19 protein-coding genes are annotated in these 22,564 nt (G+C 50.9%); 10 read left to right on the top strand and 9 right to left on the bottom strand.

Going from position 1 to position 22,564, the window contains the following annotated elements; all coding sequences use genetic code 11:
- Nucleotides 1-153 precede the first annotated feature (153 nt).
- Entirely contained in the window at nt 154-2,835 is a 2,682-nt protein-coding gene (locus M0L20_RS16470; protein ID WP_248478005.1) for a sodium-translocating pyrophosphatase, read from the top strand.
- A 100-nt stretch (nt 2,836-2,935) separates the two neighbouring features.
- Here M0L20_RS16470 and M0L20_RS16475 read toward each other — a convergent pair whose 3' ends face one another.
- Both M0L20_RS16475 and M0L20_RS16480 read right to left on the bottom strand, forming a co-directional pair.
- Nucleotides 2,936-3,505, bottom strand: coding sequence for a 50S ribosomal protein L25/general stress protein Ctc (locus M0L20_RS16475; RefSeq protein WP_232562005.1), 570 nt, complete (start codon nt 3,503-3,505; stop codon nt 2,936-2,938).
- Nucleotides 3,506-3,560: 55 nt separating this feature from the next.
- The gene (locus tag M0L20_RS16480; RefSeq protein ID WP_232562006.1) at nt 3,561-4,502 is read right to left on the bottom strand and encodes a ribose-phosphate pyrophosphokinase; all 942 of its coding nucleotides are present in this window, start codon (nt 4,500-4,502) and stop codon (nt 3,561-3,563) included.
- 205 nt (nt 4,503-4,707) lie between these two features.
- Between M0L20_RS16480 and M0L20_RS16485 the strand changes: the two genes are divergently transcribed.
- From M0L20_RS16485 to M0L20_RS16495, 3 genes are read left to right on the top strand one after another with little or no spacing between them, the layout of a single operon-like run.
- A complete protein-coding gene (locus M0L20_RS16485) occupies nt 4,708-5,865 on the top strand; it encodes an acyl-CoA dehydrogenase family protein (protein ID WP_248478006.1) in 1,158 nt (385 codons plus the stop codon).
- Nucleotides 5,849-6,610, top strand: coding sequence for a PIG-L deacetylase family protein (locus M0L20_RS16490; RefSeq protein ID WP_248478007.1), 762 nt, complete (start codon nt 5,849-5,851; stop codon nt 6,608-6,610). The genes M0L20_RS16485 and M0L20_RS16490 overlap by 17 nt, the downstream gene beginning before the upstream one ends.
- A 44-nt stretch (nt 6,611-6,654) precedes the next feature.
- Nucleotides 6,655-7,236, top strand: a complete 582-nt coding sequence (locus M0L20_RS16495) for a class I SAM-dependent DNA methyltransferase (RefSeq protein ID WP_248478008.1) — start codon at nt 6,655-6,657, stop codon at nt 7,234-7,236.
- Between the two features lie 42 nt (nt 7,237-7,278).
- Here the strand turns inward: M0L20_RS16495 and M0L20_RS16500 are convergent, their stop codons facing one another.
- From M0L20_RS16500 to M0L20_RS16525, 6 genes are all read right to left on the bottom strand, one after another.
- Nucleotides 7,279-8,445 carry a glycosyltransferase family 2 protein gene (locus tag M0L20_RS16500; RefSeq protein WP_248478009.1) on the bottom strand — a complete coding sequence of 389 codons (1,167 nt, stop codon included), beginning with the start codon at nt 8,443-8,445 and terminating at the stop codon, nt 7,279-7,281.
- 140 nt (nt 8,446-8,585) lie between these two features.
- On the bottom strand, nt 8,586-9,161 hold the full coding sequence (locus M0L20_RS16505; RefSeq protein WP_248478011.1) for a phosphatase PAP2 family protein: 576 nt from the start codon (nt 9,159-9,161) through the stop codon (nt 8,586-8,588).
- A gap of 67 nt (nt 9,162-9,228) precedes the next feature.
- Complete coding sequence (locus M0L20_RS16510) at nt 9,229-10,143, bottom strand: sugar phosphate isomerase/epimerase family protein (protein ID WP_248478013.1); 915 nt, start codon at nt 10,141-10,143, stop codon at nt 9,229-9,231.
- Between the two features lie 121 nt (nt 10,144-10,264).
- Complete coding sequence (locus M0L20_RS16515) at nt 10,265-10,507, bottom strand: response regulator transcription factor (RefSeq protein WP_232562013.1); 243 nt, start codon at nt 10,505-10,507, stop codon at nt 10,265-10,267.
- Between the two features lie 316 nt (nt 10,508-10,823).
- Nucleotides 10,824-11,018 (bottom strand): hypothetical protein, encoded by a 195-nt coding sequence (locus M0L20_RS16520; protein WP_232562014.1) that lies wholly within the window; start codon nt 11,016-11,018, stop codon nt 10,824-10,826.
- A gap of 139 nt (nt 11,019-11,157) precedes the next feature.
- A complete protein-coding gene (locus M0L20_RS16525) occupies nt 11,158-12,015 on the bottom strand; it encodes a dienelactone hydrolase family protein (protein ID WP_248478015.1) in 858 nt (285 codons plus the stop codon).
- Nucleotides 12,016-12,336: 321 nt separating this feature from the next.
- Between M0L20_RS16525 and fumC the strand changes: the two genes are divergently transcribed.
- On the top strand, nt 12,337-13,737 hold the full coding sequence (gene fumC, locus M0L20_RS16530; RefSeq protein ID WP_232562016.1) for a class II fumarate hydratase: 1,401 nt from the start codon (nt 12,337-12,339) through the stop codon (nt 13,735-13,737).
- A gap of 107 nt (nt 13,738-13,844) precedes the next feature.
- On the opposite strand, the gene M0L20_RS16535 is transcribed toward fumC, so the two are convergent.
- Nucleotides 13,845-16,184, bottom strand: coding sequence for a glycoside hydrolase family 3 protein (locus tag M0L20_RS16535; protein WP_248478017.1), 2,340 nt, complete (start codon nt 16,182-16,184; stop codon nt 13,845-13,847).
- Between the two features lie 456 nt (nt 16,185-16,640).
- Between M0L20_RS16535 and ygiD the strand changes: the two genes are divergently transcribed.
- The 5 genes from ygiD to M0L20_RS16560 all read left to right on the top strand — a co-directional run bounded on the left by ygiD (nt 16,641) and on the right by M0L20_RS16560 (nt 22,426).
- Complete coding sequence (ygiD, locus tag M0L20_RS16540) at nt 16,641-17,522, top strand: 4,5-DOPA-extradiol-dioxygenase (protein WP_248478019.1); 882 nt, start codon at nt 16,641-16,643, stop codon at nt 17,520-17,522.
- A 346-nt stretch (nt 17,523-17,868) separates the two neighbouring features.
- Nucleotides 17,869-18,306 (top strand): MarR family winged helix-turn-helix transcriptional regulator, encoded by a 438-nt coding sequence (locus tag M0L20_RS16545; RefSeq protein ID WP_232562019.1) that lies wholly within the window; start codon nt 17,869-17,871, stop codon nt 18,304-18,306.
- The gene (locus tag M0L20_RS16550) at nt 18,303-19,625 is read left to right on the top strand and encodes a TolC family protein (protein WP_248478021.1); all 1,323 of its coding nucleotides are present in this window, start codon (nt 18,303-18,305) and stop codon (nt 19,623-19,625) included. The genes M0L20_RS16545 and M0L20_RS16550 overlap by 4 nt, the downstream gene beginning before the upstream one ends.
- Nucleotides 19,626-19,645: 20 nt before the next feature.
- On the top strand, nt 19,646-20,755 hold the full coding sequence (locus tag M0L20_RS16555; protein ID WP_232562021.1) for an HlyD family secretion protein: 1,110 nt from the start codon (nt 19,646-19,648) through the stop codon (nt 20,753-20,755).
- 114 nt (nt 20,756-20,869) lie between these two features.
- Nucleotides 20,870-22,426 carry a DHA2 family efflux MFS transporter permease subunit gene (locus M0L20_RS16560; RefSeq protein WP_248478023.1) on the top strand — a complete coding sequence of 519 codons (1,557 nt, stop codon included), beginning with the start codon at nt 20,870-20,872 and terminating at the stop codon, nt 22,424-22,426.
- Nucleotides 22,427-22,564: the final 138 nt, after the last annotated feature.

Raw genomic sequence — 22,564 nt, forward strand, 5'->3', positions numbered from 1 at the left:
TACGGACAACTCCCGCTTGTTATTCGTTCGTCCTCGAATAAAACCAGAAATACTTAAAAAAAGTCAAGATTAACGATTGTTGTGTAAGGGCAAATTCTATATTTGTGCGCATTCCTATTTCTAAATCCATTCTTTAACTTATTAGCTAATCGCATGAATTACAGTGTCTATCTAGTCCCTGTGCTGGGTATCATTGGCCTTTTGCTAATGTATACCAAATTTATGTGGGTATCACGGCAGGATGCCGGCGATGCCCGGATGCAGGAAATTGCCAATTACATCGCAAATGGGGCGCTGGCCTTCCTTAAAGCCGAATGGCGAGTGCTTACCTATTTTGGTGTTATCGTCGCCATCCTGCTGGCGTATTCAGGAACATTAGTTGAAAATTCCAGTCCCCTTATCGGTTTATCGTTTGTGCTTGGGGCTTTCCTTTCCGCACTGGCTGGCTATATCGGTATGACCATCGCCACGAAGGCGAACGTTCGGACGGCCCACGCGGCTCGTACTAGTCTTACCCGTGCGCTGGAAGTGTCGTTTACGGGTGGTTCCGTGATGGGTATTGGTGTGGCAGGTCTGGCCGTGCTGGGGCTTGGCGGTTTATTCATTGTATTGTATAAGCTATATGTTGGCCCGACGGGTGATGTAAACGGCTTGCCGATGGAGAAAACCCTCGAAGTGCTGGCTGGCTTCTCGCTCGGTGCCGAATCCATTGCCTTATTTGCGCGCGTAGGCGGGGGGATTTATACAAAAGCTGCCGACGTAGGTGCCGATCTCGTCGGTAAAGTGGAAGCCGGAATTCCCGAAGATGACCCCCGCAATCCGGCTACCATTGCCGATAACGTCGGTGATAACGTGGGTGATGTCGCGGGTATGGGTGCGGATTTGTTTGGCTCGTACGTGGCTACCATTCTGGCGACGATGGTACTGGGTCGGGAAATCGAGATACCTGCCGACGCTAACATTTACGGTCATGCACCAATTGTGTTGCCAATGGTTATTGCGGGTCTTGGTCTGATCTTCTCCATCATTGCTACCTATTTTGTGCGGGTAAAAGACGATACGGGCAACGTGCAGGGGGCGCTGAACTTTGGCAACTGGGCGTCCATTGTTCTCACATTGATTGCTTCCTACTTTCTGGTGAGAAGCTACCTGCCGGACGTTACCATGGAAATTCGGGGTGTTGAGTTCACCCGGATGGATGTGTTTTACGCTATTGTCACGGGTCTGGTTGTTGGGGCATTAATGTCCATCATTACGGAGTATTACACAGCAATGGGTCGTCGTCCGGTATTGTCCATTATCCGCCAGTCCGCAACGGGAGCCGCAACGAATATTATCGGTGGCTTGTCAGTGGGAATGGAGTCGACGGTGTTACCTATTCTCGTATTGGCCGCTGGTATTTATCTGTCCTACAGCTTTGCCGGTTTGTATGGTGTGGCGATTTCGGCGGCTGGCATGATGGCTACCACCGCCATGCAGCTGGCGATTGATGCCTTTGGACCAATTGCAGACAATGCCGGTGGTATCGCCGAAATGAGTTACCTACCCGAAGAGGTTCGGGGCCGTACCGACATTCTAGATGCCGTAGGTAATACCACAGCTGCGACCGGTAAAGGCTTTGCCATTGCTTCTGCTGCCCTGACCGCGTTGGCTTTGTTTGCTGCCTTTGTGGGTATATCCGGCATTTCGACCATCGACATTTACAAGGCCAATGTACTGGCGGGTCTGTTTGTTGGCGCCATGATTCCGTTTATTTTCTCTTCGCTGGCGATTGCGGCCGTTGGACGCGCTGCGATGAAGATGGTGGAAGAAGTTCGTCGCCAATTCCGCGAAATTCCCGGTATTTTGGAAGGAACGGGCAAGCCTGAGTACGACAAATGCGTCGCTATCTCTACCCAGGCGTCCATTCGGGAGATGATATTGCCCGGCGCTATTGCCTTATCGGTTCCCGTAATCGTCGGGTTCACTTTTGGACCGGAAGTACTCGGTGGACTACTGGCAGGTGTGACGGTTTCGGGCGTGCTGATGGGTATTTTTATGAACAATGCCGGGGGAGCCTGGGACAACGCTAAAAAATCGTTCGAGAAAGGGGTTCTGATCAATGGGGAAACGTATTACAAAAAATCGGAACCGCATAAGGCGTCTGTAACGGGCGATACGGTCGGTGACCCCTTCAAAGATACCTCCGGCCCATCGATGAACATCCTGATTAAGCTTATGTCTATCGTGTCGCTGGTTATCGCTCCCTACATCGCCGTGCCAAGCAACGAGTCGGGAGAAGTCGAAGTTGATGAGGTAGACGAAGTGGTTATGACCATGCCTGATGAAGCGGACGTACCGGAAGGAATGGCCGAGTCGGACCCGACGGCGGCTAATCTGGGCGCTTTCCGAAAACAGAAACTGACCAGTGGTGTTGAACTAAACATTCCCGAAAATGGAATCGAGAATAATCTGCTGCGGTTTATCAGCAGTGAAAATCCGGTTGACAAAACAACCTGGTTCGACTTTGACCGCCTGTTGTTCGAAACCGGGAAGGCAACATTGAAGCCAGCGTCGCAGGAGCAGCTAAAAAACATCAGCGAAATTTTGAAGGCGTACCCAGCGGTGAACGTAAAATTGGGCGGCTATACCGACAACACGGGCAATGCGGCCAATAACCTGAAACTCTCACAGGACCGGGCTAATTCTGTACGGGTTGCGTTGGAGAAACTGGGCATCGACAAAGACCGGCTGGAAGCGGAAGGCTATGGTCAGGCGCATCCGGTAGCTTCCAATGAAACAAAGGAAGGACGTGCTCAGAACAGGCGCATTTCAATCCGAGTAACGAAAAAATAGTGCCGACTGAATGATAGCGAGACAAAAAAGCCCTTCCTGTTTCTCCAGGAAGGGCTTTTTGCATCTATTAGTGTACTGGTACTCGCCAATAAAGGCGGTATTATTTGGCCGAAACCTGACCACGCAGTGCACGTGGGATTTCAATGCTGGCTACTGGGTTCGATGCTTGCTCGAGCAGCTCAATATTGCTAACCGGGATCTGTCCAACACGAACCGATTTGCCCAGGTCAAGACCAGAAACGTCAACGTCAATAAAGTCAGGGATGTTTTCAACCGTACCTTTTACGCGCAGTTTCCGAACGCGGGTTACCAGTTTACCCCCTTTTTGTACACCCGGAGCCGATCCAACCAGACGAACAGGCACCGCAATTTTAACGGGCTTGCCATCGGCTACCAGCAGGAAGTCTGCGTGCAGCAGCGAATCGCTAACTGGGTGGAACTGGGCTTCCTGAAGAATAGCCCGATACTCAGCACCTTCGATATTCAGCGCTACTTCGTACACATTAGGCGTATACAGCAGGTCACGGAACAGGATAGCTGGTGCATAGAAATGCACTTGGTCCTGACCACCGTATAATACGCACGGAACATTGCCCTCGGCCCGAATCGCTTGTGATTCCGTGCGGCCGAGATTCGCTCGTTGATACCCTACAATCTCGATTTTTTTCATATCTGTAAATTAATTAAACGCATGAATGATAGATTGGGCCTTTGGCGGCTGTCTATCAATTTCTTATAAACAATGAACTAATAGATTCGTGATCCCGAATGCGACCGATTGCTTTCGCAAATAGCTCGGCGACCGATAGGACTCTGATTTTTTCGTTTGGCTGCTGCATCGGTAAGGTGTCAGCAACAACCAGTTCTTCCAGCACCGAATTAGAAATATTCTCGTGTGCTTTGCCCGACATAATGGGGTGCGTACAAATCGCCCGTACCGAAGCCGCTCCTTTATCCATGATAATCTGAGCCGCTTTGGCCATCGTTCCGCCCGTATCGATCAAATCGTCAACGAGGACTACGTTGGCCCCTTCAACGTCCCCGATTACCTGCATCGAGGCAATTTCATTCGCCCGCTTCCGGTGTTTATCGCAGAGCACGATGTCCGCGTTGAAATGCTTGGCGAACGTCCGGGCGCGGTTAGCACCACCAACGTCGGGTGAAGCAACGACCAGATTCTCTAAATTCAGACTTTTGATGTACGGAACGAATACCGAGGTTCCTTCCAGATGATCGACCGGGAAGTCAAAGAAACCTTGTATCTGTCCGGCGTGTAAATCAATGGTCATCAGCCGATCCGCGCCCGATGCTGCCAGCATGTTGGCCACCAGCTTAGCGGCAATGGCTACGCGTGGTTTGTCTTTCCGGTCCTGACGGGCGTAGCCGAAATACGGAATGACAACGGTAACGTAGTGCGCCGAGGCCCGACGGGCAGCATCAACCATCAGCAACAATTCCATCAGATTGTCGCCGGGAGGGGGTGTCGACTGAATCAAAAATACGTCGCAGCCCCGAACGGATTCTTCAAAGCTAGGCGACATTTCACCGTCGCTGAATCGCCGACACGTGTAGCCACCTAAGTCTTTACCGTAATAATGCGCGATTTTTTCGGCTAAGTAGATGGATTGGGTTCCTGAAAAAATCTTAACCGGATTGAACGAAGCCATTGGTACCTGACAAATTTCCCGCAAAGGTACGAAAAAAATACCCAGCTGGCACTGCGTTTTCTGAGTTTATTCAAATCGACTGAAAATCAGTTGTTGTGATTTATCAGAACCTGTTAATAAGTAACGGGATGTAGAAAGGTGTTTAGACAAACAATTTACGTCAAACAACGGGTTGTCGGGTGAACTCTACTACTTATCAATATATATGACTATAAACCCTGTGTTATCACAGAAGTCATGGCTGTCTGATCCGTTCAACATGAATCGGTTAATCGACCGGATTGCCGGTGATGCTGCTCATACGGACAACGAAGCCATTTTTCCGGAGAAGGCTTTCGACTGGTTATCCGAAGCTGGACTATTAGCTGTAACCGTAGCTGGTGGTGAACTGGACAATCGCTTACCCACGACCGAACGGCTCCTGAATCTATTAAAGCGGGTTGGTACGGGCAATCTGGCGGTGGGGCGAATCTACGAAGGCCATGTGAACGCCTTACAACTCATTGCCTTGTACGCCAAGCCTGATCAGGAACACCGTTGGTACAATGACGTACAAGTGCATAACCACTTGTTTAGCGTCTGGAATACACAGGCGAACGACGGTGTCCGCATTCACGCGTTGGGCAATGGTCGGTATCGTCTGGAGGGATCAAAAACGTTCTGTTCGGGTGCTGGCTGGATTCATCGACCACTGGTGACGGGTGAGTTGATTGGTGCCCAAAAGCAAGGATGGCAGATGTGTATTATACCCACCGAATCCGTCAAACCAATCGCCCAGGATAAGCGGTTCTGGCAGCCGTTAGGTATGCGTTCCTCTGTTAGTTACAAACTAGATTTTACCGGAGTCGAGATTGATGAAGCGGATTTGCTGGGGCAACCCGGTGACTACTTCCGGCAGCCGTATTTTAGTGGGGGGGCGATTCGGTTTGCCGCTGTGCAGTTGGGTGGAGCAGAGGCTCTGTTTAATGAAACACGGGCTTTTCTGGCGTCGATGAATCGGATTGACGATCCAATGCAAAAGGCCCGGCTGGCTGAAATGGCTTACTTGCTTGAATCCGGTAATCAATGGATTGCGACGGCTGGATCAAAAAACGACGAATGGTTGGGCCGAGGTGGGGAAATAGACAAAATTGTTGCCTACGCCAACATGACCCGAACAGCTATTGAAGAAATCTGTTTGCGGATGATGGCGCTGGCTGAACGATGTGTAGGAGCACGGGGGCTTATGGGGCCTCTTCCGTTCGAGCGGATTCACCGCGACCTGACGTTTTATCTTCGCCAGCCCGCTCCCGATGCTACGCTGGCTGACATTGGCCGTTACGTGCTCACCAATCAAACCAAAGCGCATGACCTCTGGCATTGATAAAGCGCATCTTTTGGAAGACCTTGCTGTCTCGATTGATCCTCAGGACCTGAGTCGTATCGGACGTACGCTGGTCATTGCCCCGCATCCCGACGACGAATCGTTAGGATGTGGTGGTACGATTGCCCTTTTGCGGGAACAGGGCTATAGCGTGCACGTGCTATTTGTGAGTGATGGAACGCTGTCGCACCCCAATTCGCCCAGCTACCCCGCTGAGCGGCTGCGTCAGTTGCGTGAATCAGAAGCACTGGAAGCCCTCCGTATTCTGAACGTGTCACCCGACAACTGTACATTCATGCGACAGAAAGACAGGCAGGTTGCGACACCGGATCGGGCAGGATTTGACGATGCCGTCCATTTTATGCATACGCTGTTGTTGGATGTTGACCCGCAAACCGTACTGGTACCCTGGCGTCGCGACCCCCATCCTGACCATCGGGCTTCCTGGCAAATTCTGACGGGGGCGATTGCCCGGATTCCGAATCGTCCGCGCGTGCTGGAATACCTGATCTGGTTGTGGGAGTTAGGCCATGACCGTGACATGCCTAAACCGGACGAAATGCAGGTGTGGCGTATGCCCATTCTGTCGGTTATGGACCAACGTAATCAGGCTATTGCGGCTCATCGCTCGCAGGTGACCCGATTGATCAACGACGATCCGACGGCTTTCTATCTGTCGCCGGAGTTGCTTACGCACTTCGAAGCACCGCGTGAGTTATTTCTGGAGGAAAAGAAAAAAGCTTAACGAACGAACTACCAATCCCTAATTCGAACCTTTCTATTACAGTCATGCAAAGTTTGCCAACTACTTATTTCGACGATGTTTACCGGGCTAACAGCGATCCCTGGGCGTTTGAGACAAGTCCTTACGAGAAGGCCAAGTACGAAGCAACCGTAGCCGCTTTACCGAACGATCGTTATAAAAATGCGTTCGAGATAGGCTGTTCCATCGGAGTCCTGAGTGCACTGCTGGCGCAGCGGTGCGAAAAACTACTTTCGGTAGATGCCAGTGAATTGCCGCTCGAAGCCGCCCGTCAGCGGTTAGCGCCTTATCCAAACATCGCCGTTCGTCAAATGAGTATACCTAACGACTTCCCGGATGGCCATTTCGATCTCATCGTGATGTCTGAAGTCGGGTATTATCTGGTGATCGACGACTTAAAACGAGCGCGGCAATTGATGGTTGATCACCTCGATACGAACGGGCATTTACTGCTTGTTCATTGGACACCTTTTGTGCATGACTATCCGCTGACGGGCGATCAGGTTCACGAGCATTTTCTCGAAATTGCGGGTGAAGGAAAACCGCTAACCCATCTGCTGGGTCAGCGGACAGACAAATACCGGCTGGATCTTTTTGTCAAGCGATGAGCTGAATGAAGGGCCGTTGATTCATCAACTGCCGAGTCATTTTTACGCATCGATATAAGGCCGAAGAAATGTGCGCAGGTCCTGAATAGCCGTTGTTATCGGGACCAGTTGCCAGCAGGCTGACCACTGCCCCTGCTGCATGTTGGCTTCTACCTTTTCCCAAAGCTGTCCAAAGAATGGGTTCATTTTTAGCTCGATCTTAAGCCACTGATCGTCAATGCATAGTTCCTGAGCAATCGGGGTCAGGTCGTTTAGCCCCGTTGCCTGACTGCGGTTATGCCAGTAAGCACGTAGTTTTTGCCGATTTCGGAATTTAAGAATAAGGGCTGCGGGTGGTTCTACCAGTTGGTCTTTGCCGGAATGATCGAGATTCGCCCAAAAGCGCAACTGCTCCGAAAAGCCTATGTCTACCCGTCCGTCCGTGCGCGTTGAGGTAAACACTTTCACGTGCGGGCTTTGTCGAACCTTGGCGTCCATCCGCAGGAGCGCTTTATAAAACGCTTCATCTTCCAAGTACGGCTTTTCGGGCAGACGACCCGCCTGGTCATACACGCGGCAGGTGACGGCAATGCTGGCTCCAAAATGCTGAAAATGCCGGGGCCACGGGTCGTTCGACGATGGATCGAGAATCGCTTCGGCTCTGGCAACCAATGTTCGGTACATCACGTTGCGCAAGTGATAGAGCCGCACCAAACTCTGTTCAGGATGGGTCAGGATGCGTCCGCCAACGGCATCGTTACCCTTGGCGATTTCCTGCATGATGTAATAAATCCAGTGCTTGTCAACGACCGTATCGCCATCCGTCGAGGCAATAATCCCGTTTGAACTTCCGGAGATTGTCAGTCTTCGGTACGCTTCATCCATCAGGAGTCGGCGAACCGTACCAATATTGGCTTTTGTGGCTGGCAGATGAATTTCGGAAATATGCAGGGGAAAGTCAGAATACGTTTGCTGGTACTGACGAGCCACTTTGTAAGAATGATCAGTGCAGTTATTAACCAGTAACAAAACTTCGTAAGTAGCCGGATCGAGCGGATTGCCCGCGCTGTCCTGTTGATTTCGAAGTGCATCCAGCGTATGGGTAAGGTGGTGTGCTTCGTTGCGAGCCGGAACAATTACACTTAGTTGCAGCCGTGTAGAAGGGGGAGCCGGGAACAAAAATGGATTTACAGACGGATCAGTCAGTACTTCGTCAACTGCGGTTTGCATAAAGTAGTGTATGCCCTAATGGCTTGTTACGTCGTCAGGGTACGGGGCAAACCGGCTGTTATATATGATTGTTGGCTTACTTAATGGATGTTTAATCGATAAGTAAAGAATCTTTTACAACGGTTCAAACGGCTGCTGTCTTAAACAGCCTTTCGATTGGCGGATCGCGCTTGTAGTGAGCGAAGTGTGGTTACGCAAAGCGTTGCTGCCAGCACGCCAATGCCCGCTCCGGCTAACACGTCGAGTGGATAATGAGCCGCTACGTAAATACGGCTGTACGAGACAAAAACCGCCCACAGAAAGACCCACTTAGCCCACGGATGCTGCTGCCCAACGAGCAGCCAGAGACCTGTTGCCAGCGCGAAGGTATTGGCGGCATGAGATGAGGCAAAGCCGTAAGGACCACCACAATCCATCACGGGGTGAATCAGTTTCTGCAACGCCGGAACGTGACAGGGTCGTAACCGAAGGGTGAGCGGTTTGAGCAGGGCCGATGCCGTTTGATCGCTGATGGCTACCGCTGCGGCTAGGGTCAACACCATCCAGAGGGCCTGTTTGCGATAACGAAATACGAGCCATCCGATGAGCAGCGCGTAGAACGGAAACCAGGTATTTCGCTCGGTAGCGAAAATCATGACCGGGTCAAGCCAGGATGCGTACAGGCTGTTGAGCCACAAAAAAAGTGCGGTATCTACTTGATTGATTGCGTCGCGCAAGGAACGAAAAATTTATAGCGTTCGGTTTACGGCTGACTTCAACAACCGTAAACCGTTACACTCGATCTTACAAAACCAAAAATTGACTCAGGTAATTGCGGGCCGTTAGAATAGCCGTGCGTACATCTTCAGCGCTACCTTCATACGCCTTGTCTTCAACCTCGATGCAAACCGGACCCCGGTAGCGTACATCAGTCAGCGCGGCAAAGAAGTTACGCCAGCGCACATCGCCCAGACCCGGCAGCTTTGGTGAATGGTATTCCAGGGGGTTTGCCATAATACCTACCCGGTCTAATTTATCGCGGTACAGCTTCACGTCTTTCAGGTGAATGTGATGCAGTCGGTCGCGGTAGTCGTAGATGGGTTTTACTTCGTCCATGATCTGCCAGATCAAGTGGCTCGGATCGTAGTTCAGTCCTAACGCGCGGGAGGGAATGATGTCAAACAGCCGATCCCAGATAGCCGGAGTCGTTGCCAGGTTTTTACCGCCCGGCCATTCGTCATCCGTAAACCACATGGGACAGTTTTCAATACCGATTTTGACGTTGTTTTCTTCGGCCACCTTGACAATAGCGGGCCAGTGCTCAGCATACAGTTTCAGGTTGTCTGCTACGCTCAATGATGGGTTGCGCCCAATAAACGTGTTGATAACGGGAATACCCAGCTTGGCGGCTGCCCGGATAATTTTCTTGATGTGTTCGCGGTAGAATTCAGCCTGCTCCGGATTCGGATCAAGGGGGTTTGGATAATAACCCAGGCCAGAAATGGAAACGCCGTGCTGCTGCGTTAGGTGGTGAACCTGCTCGACGTTCAGATGATCTACGTCAATGTGGGTCACGCCCGCGTACCGACGTGCATCAGCGTTGTCGCTTGGCCAGCACATCACTTCGACGCATTTGAAATTGTGTTCAGCGGCAAATTTCAGGACACTATTCAAATCATAATCGGCCAGAATCGCCGATACAAAACCAAGGTTGAGCATGAGAAAAGATCGTAAGGAAACAGCCGCTAAGATAGGCGATTGTCGGGATAGTAGCTGAACCTATCGTCCGACAATCGCTTCCTGAACGGCTTCGTTGTTGCTCAACCCGCATGGCTAATTCCTACAATACGACCAGTCCGGCCTTTACAGCCCACAGGGCCAGGCCAACCCGGCTTTTCACTTCCAAACGCTCGAAAAGAGCCTCCCGGTAACCGTCAACGGTGCGCGGGCTGACATGCATACGATCCGCAATCTGAACATAGGTCAACTCTGAACAGGCTAGCTGAAGAAAGTGCAGTTCACGATGGTTCATTTTGGGCAAACCGGGGTTCTTACCCGGAAAGGAAGATTGAGAAGATGTCATACAAGGGTGTGATTTGGCTGCTACTTGTATCAATGGATAACTGACTGTAAGTTAGGGTATTCGATTGCTCAGCGCAATATGAAGTGAGTTAACGGTAGTATAGATTAAACGCAATAATGGTACTTTATAGATATGTTGTCGGTTTATAAAGAAACCAGCAATAAGCGGTCCGTTCGTAACTACGAATAGCGTGCCGAAAGGACAAACTGGCTTAACCGGCGAACGGAATCATGAACGGCAAAAAGACCGATATACCGATAAAAAAAAGACCCGCTGCAAGGCGGGTCTTTTCTCAGAAATTATAGACTGGATTCAATTATTTGATTGAATCTCTTTTGGTCGTGTCAGTCGCCATCGTTGAATCACTTGACATAGTCGAAGTCGAATCCGAAGACATCGTAGACGTTGAATCCGTTACCGTTGCCGATGTAGAAGTCGTTTCGGTTTTAGTGCTCGAGCAAGCGGTAGCCAGCGTCATCAGCGAAAGCAGGAAAAATGCAGTTTTAGCCATGAGTATGATACGTTTAGACAAATTCTTTGTTTTCAGCCTATTAATCCGATTGTAAAAGAAAAGTAACCCAATCTTTTACAGAATTTTTCGACTATCTGATTCAAGTAGCCGATATACGATCAAAGGATAAACTATTTGTCTACACTAATTTGTCTTTCAGAAACTTTATCGTTCGCTCCCAGGCCAGTTTAGCCGCTGCTTCATTGTAGCGGGTAGGGGCGGTGTCATTGTTGAAAGCGTGTTGAGCACCTTCGTACACGTACAACTCATACGGTACACCCGCTTTTTTCAAAGCTTCTTCGTATGCGGGTATTCCGGCATTGATGCGTTCGTCAAGACCGCCATAATGCAGTTGTACCGCTGCCTTGATCTTGGGAACGTCCGCTGCTTCGGGCTGACGACCGTAGAAGGGCACAGCCGCTTTCAGGTCCGGGTTGTGGACAGCCAGTTGATTCGCCATAGCGCCACCCCAGCAGAACCCGACGGCGCCGAGTTTGCCCGTACTGTCTGGTCGGGATTTCAGGTAATCGAGGGCTTTGACAAAGTTTTCGCGCGTATTCTGAGCGTCCAGTTTGCCAAATAACTCCCGAACCTGTGCTTCATCGGTGGGCGTTCCTCCTGCGCCAGAAAGCGCATCGGGAGCCAGCGCGAGGAATCCGGCCAAAGCCATCCGACGCGTGACGTCTTCAATATGTGGATTTAACCCCCGGTTCTCGTGAATAACGACGACAGCCGGATACTTGCCTGCCGCAGCCGGTCGAGCGAGATACCCTTTCATGGTTGTATCGGAACCCGGAAACGTAACCGATTCTGCTTTGATGCGGTCATCCTGTCGGGTTATCGTTTCGGCATGGGCGTAGTTAATTTCCAATAGGGGTAAGGTCGCGAGAGCAGAGGCCATACTACCCGTCAGCTTGGCGAGTCGTTTGAGGAAGTCGTCACGTTTGAGAGGCTTGTGCGTGTATTCGTCGAAAAGATTGATAATCCGCTGATCCATGAGTAGTTAGTTTTGGGCTTGTGTCGTAAAGCTCACAAATGGCTCGGTAAAACACAAATTTTCGGGGGTTGGTCAACTGGATAAAAAGTAGCCGCGATAAGTGGAACATCGTTGTTTGTGGAAACGAACAGGTCGTTCATTCTTTGTTGCGCAATGGTAGCTACCGAAACCTGTTAAATGGCATGGTAAAACACCGGCCTCGTTCTACCTTTGCACGCGTGTAGAACGAGTGAACGAGTAAAATGGGCGTGAGCGAATCGATCGTTCACGGACTCAATTAGTCGTTCTCTCGTTTCCTTTTCACCCTTTCGCTTATTAACAATGGAATACCGCATCGAGAAAGACACGATGGGTCAGGTGCAAGTACCGGCCAATGTTTACTGGGGCGCGCAAACCCAGCGTTCCATCGAGAACTTCAAAATTGCCCAGGATATCAATAAAATGCCCCGCGAAATCATTCAGGCATTTGCGTATCTCAAAAAAGCAGCCGCACTGACGAATCTCGACGCGGGCGTTTTGCCGCAGGAAAAAAGCGATCTAATTGGTCAGGTGTGCGACGAAATTCTGGAAGGTAAACTGGATGATCAGTTTCCGCTGGTGGTGTGGCAAACGGGTTCGGGAACGCAGTCGAACATGAACGTCAACGAAGTGGTTGCGTACCGGGGACATGTGTTGCACGGTGGTCAGCTTACCGACGAGAAGAAATTTCTGCACCCCAACGACGATGTAAATAAGTCGCAGTCCTCGAACGACACGTTCCCGACGGCAATGCACATTGCCGCTTACAAAATCCTGCTCGATGTAACGATTCCGGGAATTACGAAACTGCGTGATACGCTGGCGGCTAAATCGAAGCAGTTCATGAACGTCGTCAAGATCGGACGGACCCACTTTATGGACGCTACGCCGTTGACGGTTGGTCAGGAATTTTCGGGCTATGTGTCGCAGCTTGACCACGGTTTGCGGGCGATCAACAACTCACTGGCTCACCTGAGCGAACTGGCGCTGGGCGGTACCGCCGTTGGTACGGGAATCAATACGCCCCCGAACTATTCGGAAAATGTGGCGAAGCACATTGCTAATGTAACCGGTCTGCCTTTCGTGACCGCCGAAAACAAATTTGAAGCGTTGGCTGCTCATGACGCGATTGTCGAAGCGCACGGTGCGCTGAAAACGGTGGCAGCCAGTCTGATGAAAATTGGTAACGATATCCGCATGCTGTCTTCGGGACCACGGGCGGGTATTGGCGAACTGCACATTCCCGACAACGAACCCGGTTCGTCGATTATGCCCGGTAAGGTGAATCCAACGCAGTGTGAGGCTATAACGATGGTAGCTGCGCAGGTGATGGGTAACGACGTGGCGATCAACTTTGGCGGTGCTCTGGGACATTTCGAACTGAACGTGTTCAAGCCCGTCATGATCTACAACTTCCTGCACTCGGCCCGGCTCATTGGTGATGCCTGCGTATCGTTTAACGACAAATGCGCCGAAGGTATCGAACCGATTGAAGCGAACATCAAAAAGCACGTTGATTCTTCGCTGATGCTGGTAACGGCGCTGAACACCAAGATCGGCTATTACAAAGCCGCCGAAATTGCGCAGACGGCTCACAAAAACGGTTCTACGCTGAAAGAAACCGCGCTGCAACTCGGCTACCTGACCGAAGACGAGTTCAACGAGTGGGTAAAACCAGAAGACATGGTCGGCGAGATCAAGTAAATAGAACAATCCAATATAACTCGGGCTGTTGGCACTGTGGTGTCGGTTGCAAATAACCGACACCACAGTGCCAACAGCCCGAACAGGTTTCAGTACCATCTTAGGATTTACTTCATGCTCAGGGCCGCTTTTTTGTACTTCGCCGTGCGGGCATCCTGAATGATCCCTTTCCAGTTCAGGCCAAAGCCGAAGTCATACGCGTGGCCGTCGGCGTCAACGTACGGCTTCATATCGCGGGGTACGTCTTCCGCTTGCGCTTCTACCGTTTTCATATCAATGGGCATCTGCATAGGCAGTAAAGCCGATGGTTCGCTGGAACCCGTTAGAATATCCATCAGCGCCTGGTCCTGAACGCCAAAATGGGCCAGTATTGCATTGGTCTGCTTTTCAAATTCGCCAACAACGGTTGGGTTTGAGACAAGGAGCGAAACGATAACCGGTTTCCCGTTCATCTTTGCGTAGGTTTCCGTAACCATCCCTAAATCCGTGCCGTTGATGGTCTTGGCCGTTTTGCCGTCGTAGGATCGGTTTGTGAATTTCTCCAGCTGATCGCCACCAGCAATACTTGGGTTGCGTGCTCCCTGGGCGGTGTAGTCACCGTATTGAAGACTCACTGGAACGTACCCTGTGCCACCGGCTTTTGCATCGGCGCTGTTGTAGCCACCGCCTGAGTCGGGGCTCTGGATAAATACCAGCGCGTAATCGGCTTCGGCTGGATTGTCGGTCACGGTAAAGTATTTTTTCACAACAGTCAGATTGACCGGATATTCCAGCTTTTCGGGTATTTCCATGCCCAAAAAGTTACGGCCTGCGGGGGTAAAGCGTTTAGGGATGTATACCGTTTTGCCCTTGGTTAGCGGTAAGGCCTTCGCTTTATTTTTCAGCATCACGACCGATTGCAGTTGAGCCTGATAACCACTCTGCATAAAATCGGCTTTGCCCACCACGTTGCGAGACGTTTGTGGTTCCAGATACGGATTTTCAAACAAACCGACCTGAAAGATATTTTTCAGCAGCCGAACCGCCGATTGCTCGAACCGCGCCCGCATGGCGGCTTCGCCTTTTTCTTTAACGCCCATCTTGTAGGCTTCGATGACCGGAGTCGCATCATTATTGCCGCCAAACTGATCGGCTCCTGCCATCAATATTTTGTAATGACGCTCGGGAAGCGATAATTTGTCAACGCCCCACGATTTGCCGGTCAGGAAAAGATCGACCGCTGTTTCATTAGCCGTAATATTCCAGTCGGTACAAACGACACCATCGTATTTGTATTTGCCCCGCAGCAAGTCGCCGATGATGTATTTGTTGTAGCTGTTGCCGACGTTCTCACCGTTTTTCTTGTCCTGATTGTACGAGATGGTGTAATAAGGCATGACCGCAGCCGCCGAACCAGTCTTGCCGTTTAGCTTGAAGGCTCCCTGCGTGAAGGGCAGAAAATGAGTTTCAAAGTTGTTGCCCGGATAAACGGCATATTTTCCGTATCCGTAGTGCGCATCGCGACCACCTTCTCCCGAGCCACCACCCGGCCAGTGCTTGACCATGGCGTTGACGCTGTTGTAGCCCCAGCCACCGGTTATTTCGGCGGCACCAGCCGACGTCTGAAAACCATCGATGTAAGCGCGGGCCATGTCGGTCGCGAGCTGCGGGTCTTCGCCGAAGGTGCCGCTCGCCCGGTTCCAGCGGGGGTCAGTGGCTAAGTCAACCTGTGGCGATAGGGCCGTAGCGATCCCCAATGCCCGGTATTCGGTAGCCGCGATTTGCCCGAAGCGTTTGACCAGCTCCGGATTGAAGGTAGCCGCTAAGCCTAACGAACTGGGCCACATCGAGATAGAGCCACCCGCGCCCGCGTTGAATTCGGCGTTGGCTCGCGTTCCGTGACGCGGGTCAGAACTGCTGTTGATCGGAATGCCCAGGCCAAGTCCTTCTACCAGTGCCTGCGCGTTGTTGTTCCACTGCGCGGCTGCTTCCGGACTTTGTACGGAGGTGATAAGTACATGCCGTAGGTTGTCTTTGGTCAGGAATTCTCGTTGCTGATCAGACAGATCCGAGGCATTCGCACCGCTTTGGGCAAAGACTTTACCATTGTACGTACCCGCAAAAGGGCCGCCTGCCCCCGCTGGAATAGGCTGGTGCTTGCTGTAAAGCATCAAGCCCGCTATCTGCTCAACGGATAGCTTTGAGGCCAGATCTTTGGCGCGAGTAGCGACGGGTAAGCGCCAATCTTCGTAAGAATCGAGTTTGCCGTTTTTGTTTAAATCTTTAAACGCCAGCCCGTTGACGGTCAGTAGTTTCACGCCCGAATTGGGGGCATAACCCAGCGTTTGGCCGCCTTTGTTAGTCACCTTAGTCCAGGAGTCGACTTTGGTCTCCGTCCAGTTTTGCCCTATGGCAGCCGAGGCTGTCAGGAGCGTAAAAAGTCCTGCGCAAGTAATCTCATTCCTCATAGATCAGTAGGTTGTCAAATAAATGTTTAGGGTTGTCAATGCAGATGCGGTGGAAGAAAACCGTGTCCATGTCAAAATAATCGCTTTTCTTCGAGAAACAGTGCAACTAGGCAATAAATAGCTGCGCTATTTCTGGCTGTGCCGTTAGTTTTTAAGAAACCTACCGGGTTAGGCTTAAGAACTCGTATTGTTTGAAATCCCTAAAATGAGTATTTATTGCTGACGCCAAAGGTCGGTTTTGTCTGTGGAGTCGGCTGAGCCGTGGTGTCGGTTTTTCGAACCGCGCGGGCGGCCCCGCCGACACCACGATTCCATACACTTTGTTGGTTAAGCTTACGTAGTTAGTGTCGGATCAACAGTACATCGAACTAATATCGCATTTTAAATGTAGATACATATAATGTAGTCGTACGCTTATGGGTAGTCGTTGAATAAGCGTATTTGTTTTTCAGAACGATGAAGCGAAACGAATTTTTAACCACCCTACTGTGTACAACCATGCTGACTAGTTTCAAACAGTTCACGAAAGACCTTACGGAACAAGGATCAGAAATGCCCGTATTATTTGTCGGACATGGTTCGCCGATGAATGGGATTGAACATAATGAATTCAACCAGTACTGGAAGCAGCTAGCGCAGGAAATCCCTGTTCCGAAAGCGGTTCTGGTTGTTTCGGCGCATTGGCTGAGTCGGGGAACGCACATTACGGCAATGGATTTTCCGAGAACGATCCATGATTTTGGCGGATTCCCTAAGGCGTTGTTCGATGTGCAGTACCCCGCACCTGGTAGCCCCGCACTCGCTAAAGAAACAGCGGGGTTGATCCATTCGACGGTTGTTGGGCTAGACCACGACTGGGGGCTGGATCATGGGACCTGGAGCGTTGTGCGGCAGATGTACCCTGATGCTACAATTCCTGTTTTGCAGCTGAGTATCGACTACACGAAGGACGCGCAGTACCATTATAACCTGGCGAGAGAGCTAAGCGCCTTACGCCGAAAAGGCGTGTTGATTCTGGGCAGTGGCAACATGGTTCATAACCTGCGCATGATTGCTTTGCCGCCATCCGGTGATTTCAACACGGCTTATGGCTACGACTGGGCCATCCAAATGAACGATACGTTTAAAGAACTGATCGCAACCGGAGACCATGCGCCACTGATTCATTACGATCGGCTAGGGCCAGAAGCCCGTCTGGCTATTCCATCGCCTGATCATTACTTACCCTTGCTGTACACGCTGGGGCTTCAAGGCAAGCAAGATTCTGTTTTCTTCTTCAACGACAAAGCCGTTGCTGGCTCGCTGACAATGACGTCGGTTAAAATCAGCAGTAACTAGGCTCATCACGAACGGTCTATTCACGATCTGTAAAGGCGCTGGTAACGTTACCGGCGCCTTTATCATAATTGGACAATAATAAGATCCGACATCGGCCCATTTTCGATTAAAATAGTATTAAAAATAAGCAGTTTACAACGAATAGTTTAAATGAAAGCCTATTGGTTGAATTACTTTTTATTAGGTAATAATCTGATAATGATTTGTAATTTGAGGTAAAATTAGTCACCCTTAGTAGACTTACTATTAGAAAAATTAAAATATGTATGCACGGCGGATTATGGTCGTTTAGACAAAACTTGTTTAAACAAATATTGGTTATACCTTTGTCGCACCTTTAGAAAACATGGAAAAGTTGTTTCGAAATGAATACCACAGATTGATTGCCAACATCCATCAAACCGACGGGTATATCTTCAATCATTTTCAGCAGAAGCTGTCGCCGTTCGATTTATCGGTACAGCAGTACATCGCTCTTCGCCGGCTCTCGGAAGTTTACCCAAACAGCTTAACCGCAGGTGAGCTGAAAGAGAAAATGACCGATATAAACTCTGATATGACCCGGCTGATGGACCGTTTGGTTGCCAAGAAATTGATTGTTCGGGAGATTGATCCTCAGAACCGTCGTCGGGTTAACCTTTCCCTCACAGAAGAGTCGTATCAGTTTGTTGAAGCTGTCGCCGTCGAGTTTAAAGATTTTGAATCGATTGTCAGTCAGTTGACTGATGAGGAAGTCCATACAATGAATACGCTCCTCGAAAAAATTAGAAAACCGTTACAATGAAAAAGTATCTTATAGGCGTTGGCGTTTGGCTGGCGGGTCTAAGTCTGGCGGTTGCTCAACCAGCTCCGACCGTGATGCCGCTGGATAAAGCCGTTCAGCTGGCGCTGCAAAATAACAAAGCAATCAAGCTTGCCGATGCCCGTACGCAGGCGGCTGAAGCGCGTTCGCAAGAGGCTAAAGATCGCAGTTTACCCCAGGCCAACGCTTCGTTGGCGTACTCGCGATACAGCCTGACGGGTCCGTTCTCGCTGGGTGCTGGTGGGGAAGCCTTAACGATTCCGGCTGGCGCGTTCAATGCGACCATTGGTGGGGTTACGATCAGTAAAGAAGTGTTTGGCGGTTTTGCCGAGAAATCAGCAGAAAAGTCGGCCGAACTGCTGGCCAAAGCTAGTCACCTGGATGCGCAACGTAATCGTTCGGAGTTGGTTTACACCGTAACCGATGCGTACTATAACATTGTCAAACTAGCCCGTTCGATTGGTGTGATCGAGCAAAATATCCGTCAATTTGAAGAACGGGAGCGGGATGCGAATAACCTGCAAAAAGAAGGAATTGTGACTGCCAACGAGGTGCTGAAGATTCAGTTGCAGAAAAATAACCTGAACCTGAGTCGTCTACAGGTAGAAAAAGCTCGTCAGACTGCCCTTTATAACTTTAACCTGCTGGTTGGTTTGCCCGACGATCAGACTATTTCCATCGACACGACGCTGGTCAACCCGGTTTCTTCGCTTGAACCGCTGAACTCGTTTCTGACCAGAGCGGTACAGGCCCGTCCCGAAGTACAAGCCAATACGCTCCGGGTTCAATCGGCTGAAGAGATGATGCGTAATACGAAAAGTGCCAAGTATCCGCACTTAGGCGTATCTACGGGGTATAATTACATCAATCCGACGGCCAATGTATTCCCTACGTCGGGTGCGTTTGTCAGTGCCTGGAATGTGGGGGCTGGATTGACGTATAACATTGGCTCGCTGTATAACCTGAAAGGTAGATTGCATACGGCGCAAAACAACATTGATCAGGCAAACCTGCAAAGTCAGCAGCAAACCGATCAAATCCGCAGTGAGGTGGTGACGGCTTACAACAACTACCAACTGGCGCTGGAACAACAGAATGTGATTCGCACGGCAGTAGGGCAGGCCGTTGAAAATTACCGCCTGACCGAGTCTCGTTTCCGCAATGGCTTAGTCGGCTCGACGGATTTGCTGGAAGCCAACAGTTTTCTGGTACAAGCTCAACTCAATGTAATTAACGCCACCGTGGACGCGCAACTGGCTTACCAACGCCTGCTCAAAGCCACTGGCAACAACCTCAATTAATCTTGTTTCGATAAGTAGTCATGGATAAGAAAACAGTATTCCGCATAGTGGGCGTCATTGTTCTGGCCGTTGCCCTCTTTTTTGGGTACAGCGAATTTCGCTACCTGCAACGGCACGAAACCACCGACGACGCCCAGATCGACGGCGACGTAAACCCGGTTATTCCTAAGGCGGGTGGTTACGTAAAAGCCATTCGTTTTAAAGACAATCAGTTTGTAAAAGAAGGTGATACGCTTGTGGTTCTCGACGATGCGGACTATCGCATTCGCGTCGCGCAGGCTGAGTCTGCCCTGCAAAGTGCCATGGCGGCCGCTGGCGTAAGCCGCTCGCAGGTGAACGTAGCGTCGGCAACGGTACAAAGCGCGCAAGCAAGCGTACAGACGGCCCGTGATCAGGTTGCTACCGCGCAGGCTAACGTGGCGGCTGCTCAGGCCCGTGCCCGCAGAGCCAATCAGGATTTTGAACGCTACAGCCGACTATTAGCCGAAAAAACGGTTCCGCAGCAGCAGTTCGACGCAGCTCAGGCCGAACGGGATGCGGCTCAGGCTCAACTACTGGCGGCTCAGGCTCAACTACGGACCGCGCAATCGCAGGTGAATGCGGTCGGAACGCAAACAGCGGTATCAAGCTCGCAGCGTCGGGCAACCGAAGGGCAGATCACGGTCGCCCAGGCTACCATCAAGCAGCGTCAGGCCGATCTGGACATGGCTAAACTGCAACTTTCGTACACGATTGTACGGGCTCCGGCTTCGGGTGTTGTGTCGAAACGGGCGGTGCAAATCGGTCAGTTGGTACAGGCTGGTCAGGCCGTCTGTTCCGTAGTCGGTAATTCGAACCTGTGGGTAACAGCTAACTTTAAAGAAACGCAGTTGCATCAAATGCAGCCTGGTCAGGCGGTCGATATCGATGTCGATGCGTTTGAAGGCGATAAACTGGTAGGCCATGTAGGGTCGTTTGCCGGGGCAACGGGCGCGAAGTTCTCCTTATTACCTCCCGACAACGCAACGGGTAACTACGTGAAAGTGGTTCAGCGGGTTCCGGTACGAATTGAACTCGATAAAAATAGTCCGCTGTACGCGAAAGTGCGCCCTGGTATGAGCGTATCCGTAGCGGTGGATTTGCAGAAATAAGCGCTTGCCCTTGGTGTCGGACGGTCGGCTCAGCCGTTCGCAAGCCCGATACCAAGGGCAGCAGAAACACGTCAGGTTCTCGAACCTGACACCACCCAATTAATTACTAACCGTATGAAGTTAGGATTTGATAAATGGATTGTTGTGATTACGGTTACAACAGCCGCCCTGCTGCAAACCATCGATTCTTCCATCGTTAACGTAACGCTGAACCAGATGATGGGTAACCTCGGCGCTTCGCTGGGGGATATCAGCTGGGTCGTGACGGGCTACGCAGCCGCCAGTGCCGTGATGATTACGATGTCGGGCTGGCTAACGGCTAAGCTGGGACGGCGTAATTACTTTGCCGCTTCGATTGTTCTTTTTACGGTCGCATCCATATTTTGCGGTACCTCAACCAACGTTTGGGAGCTTGTTTTCTTCCGGGTTGTGCAAGGAATCGGGGGAGGAGGGTTGCTGACAACAGCCCAGTCGATTCTGATTCAGACCTTCCCGAAAGAAGACTTAGGGATTGCTAATGCCATTTTCGGGGTGGGCGTTATTATCGGCCCATCCATCGGACCTACGCTTGGGGGCTACATCACCGACAACCTGTCGTGGAACTGGGTGTTCTACATCAATATCCCCTTTGGTATTGCGGCTACGGTGCTGACCTACTTGTTTATCAAAGAACCCGCCGAGAAGGTCGAAGCCGGTGGCATGGACTGGCTCGCGCTGATTCTGTTGGTAATGGGTATCGGCGGTCTGCAAATCGTTCTGGAAAAAGGTCAGGAAGAAGACTGGTTTACCTCGGAGTTTATTGTCGGCATGTCCATCACGGCAGCCGTTGGGCTGATCGGATTTATCTGGCGTCAACTAGCGGTAAAACTGCCAATCCTGGATCTAAGTCTGCTTCGTCAGCGCCGGTTTGCGGTTGGTACGCTGTTTAATTTCATTCTTGGTTTCGGGCTGTTTGCTTCCGTGTTTATCATCCCGGTTTTCTGTCAGACCATTCTGGGCTTTACGGCTAGCCAAACCGGATTGCTCCTGATGCCGGGTTCGATCATGACGGGCTTGATGATGCCTGTTGTTGGGGGGTTGCTAAGTAAAAACTACATCTCTCCGGTCTGGTACGCGGGTATCGGCTTTCTGTTGTTTTTCGGCTTTTGCTTCGATCTATCGGCAATCAGCCTTGAAGCAGGACCCGACTATTTCTTCTGGCCGCTGATCGTTCGGGGTATCGGGATGGGACTGATTTTTATTCCGCTGACCACGATCACATTAGCCGATCTGCCGGGCATCAAAATCCCGCAGGGATCAGCCCTTACGGGGATGATTCGGCAATTAGGCGGTACGTTCGGTACGGCGATCATGACCACGTACATCTCGACGCGCACGGTTCTGCATTCGTCTCGTCTGGCCGACAATATATCGATTTACAACCCGCTGTCTGCCGAGCGGATTCGGCAGTACACGAATTTGTTTTTGTCCAAAGGCGATGCCTTGATGACCGCAACGGGTAAAGCTTACGGGGTTATGCAGGGATCGTTGATCAAGCAAGCGCTGGTGATGACGTACGCGGATGCATTCCTGATCATCGGTGGTTTCTTTCTGATTTGCGTACCGCTGTTGCTGTTATTTATCGGGAAGAAAATCGAAGCCTCAGGCCACACCGAAATGGTGATGGAATAGGGAGTAGAAGGGTATATATGAAATTCTGGCTTACTGACAAAACGGAACGTCTGAATGCCAGGAGTTCGCAATTGTTTTCGCCCACCGTCAACACGCATTGACGGTGGGCGATTAACTTTTACCGAAGGCGGGTACGAA

This window comes from Spirosoma liriopis, from assembly GCF_023196085.1.
Classification (GTDB): domain Bacteria; phylum Bacteroidota; class Bacteroidia; order Cytophagales; family Spirosomataceae; genus Spirosoma; species Spirosoma oryzicola.

What these genes read in the sequence shown, in the direction of transcription:
- M0L20_RS16480 (WP_232562006.1), bottom strand. Translation starts at nt 4,502, where the DNA reads ATGGCTTCGTTCAATCCGGTTAAGATTTTTTCAGGAACCCAATCCATC.
- ygiD (WP_248478019.1), top strand. Translation starts at nt 16,641, where the DNA reads ATGAAGCGAAACGAATTTTTAACCACCCTACTGTGTACAACCATGCTG.
- M0L20_RS16515 (WP_232562013.1), bottom strand. Translation starts at nt 10,507, where the DNA reads ATGACATCTTCTCAATCTTCCTTTCCGGGTAAGAACCCCGGTTTGCCC.
- M0L20_RS16500 (WP_248478009.1), bottom strand. Translation starts at nt 8,445, where the DNA reads ATGCAAACCGCAGTTGACGAAGTACTGACTGATCCGTCTGTAAATCCA.
- M0L20_RS16495 (WP_248478008.1), top strand. Translation starts at nt 6,655, where the DNA reads ATGCAAAGTTTGCCAACTACTTATTTCGACGATGTTTACCGGGCTAAC.
- M0L20_RS16520 (WP_232562014.1), bottom strand. Translation starts at nt 11,018, where the DNA reads ATGGCTAAAACTGCATTTTTCCTGCTTTCGCTGATGACGCTGGCTACC.
- M0L20_RS16475 (WP_232562005.1), bottom strand. Translation starts at nt 3,505, where the DNA reads ATGAAAAAAATCGAGATTGTAGGGTATCAACGAGCGAATCTCGGCCGC.
- M0L20_RS16510 (WP_248478013.1), bottom strand. Translation starts at nt 10,143, where the DNA reads ATGCTCAACCTTGGTTTTGTATCGGCGATTCTGGCCGATTATGATTTG.
- M0L20_RS16485 (WP_248478006.1), top strand. Translation starts at nt 4,708, where the DNA reads ATGACTATAAACCCTGTGTTATCACAGAAGTCATGGCTGTCTGATCCG.
- M0L20_RS16545 (WP_232562019.1), top strand. Translation starts at nt 17,869, where the DNA reads ATGGAAAAGTTGTTTCGAAATGAATACCACAGATTGATTGCCAACATC.
- M0L20_RS16525 (WP_248478015.1), bottom strand. Translation starts at nt 12,015, where the DNA reads ATGGATCAGCGGATTATCAATCTTTTCGACGAATACACGCACAAGCCT.
- M0L20_RS16535 (WP_248478017.1), bottom strand. Translation starts at nt 16,184, where the DNA reads ATGAGGAATGAGATTACTTGCGCAGGACTTTTTACGCTCCTGACAGCC.
- fumC (WP_232562016.1), top strand. Translation starts at nt 12,337, where the DNA reads ATGGAATACCGCATCGAGAAAGACACGATGGGTCAGGTGCAAGTACCG.
- M0L20_RS16550 (WP_248478021.1), top strand. Translation starts at nt 18,303, where the DNA reads ATGAAAAAGTATCTTATAGGCGTTGGCGTTTGGCTGGCGGGTCTAAGT.
- M0L20_RS16560 (WP_248478023.1), top strand. Translation starts at nt 20,870, where the DNA reads ATGAAGTTAGGATTTGATAAATGGATTGTTGTGATTACGGTTACAACA.
- M0L20_RS16470 (WP_248478005.1), top strand. Translation starts at nt 154, where the DNA reads ATGAATTACAGTGTCTATCTAGTCCCTGTGCTGGGTATCATTGGCCTT.
- M0L20_RS16490 (WP_248478007.1), top strand. Translation starts at nt 5,849, where the DNA reads ATGACCTCTGGCATTGATAAAGCGCATCTTTTGGAAGACCTTGCTGTC.
- M0L20_RS16555 (WP_232562021.1), top strand. Translation starts at nt 19,646, where the DNA reads ATGGATAAGAAAACAGTATTCCGCATAGTGGGCGTCATTGTTCTGGCC.